This is a genomic window from Halorubrum sp. Atlit-26R (genome assembly GCF_003666015.1).
GTDB lineage: Archaea > Halobacteriota > Halobacteria > Halobacteriales > Haloferacaceae > Halorubrum.
The window spans coordinates 1-563 of sequence record NZ_QPLT01000324.1 but is presented as its reverse complement, the minus strand read 5'-3'; the positions used below and the strand labels follow the sequence as shown (position 1 = coordinate 563).

The 563-nt window shown below is 57.2% G+C and carries 1 protein-coding gene; it reads left to right on the top strand.

What is annotated here, in order from left to right:
• Positions 1 to 72 precede the first annotated feature (72 nt).
• Positions 73 to 563 (top strand): hypothetical protein (locus DVK07_RS20785; protein ID WP_147441305.1); only part of this gene is annotated, 491 nt, incomplete at its 3' end.

Below are 563 nucleotides of genomic sequence, written 5' to 3'. Positions count from 1 at the left end.
GAGGCTGCGGTGGATGACTTCTGGTCGAATCGCCAGCAGTCGGTTGTGTCGCGGTGGAGTCAAGCATGTCGGATGATTCGGCGTCGCTACACGGAGTGCGAGTCTAACAGCAATCTCGATCTCCAAGTCGTGTGGCCGAACGGGCCTGACCCATTCCACAACGAGAGTGCTGGGTTCAAATCGCAAGCCGGTAGCACTGACGACAGCGGGACGTTCGTCGCATATAATGGTACTGAGATTTCGTATGCGTACTACGACACGCGTAAGGACGATGTAGATGGATGGCGTGTTGACCCGTTCGGATCCAGCGGTAGCGTGTACGAAGGTGCGTTCACATTCGTGCCATACACCGAAAGCGGCGGTGCGACGCCGTATGACGCGCTCTCCTCGGAGAAGTACGTGCAGATTATGAACCGAATCGCCACTGCGCGTGACCGTACTGTCGGTAATATGGCCACGTACGCGGACGAGGCGTTCGGGGCGCTGGAACGTGGTGAGATCGACACGAGCGACTTGCTGAATCACTACGACATGCAGCAAGAGTTCGCCACGAATCAGGACAG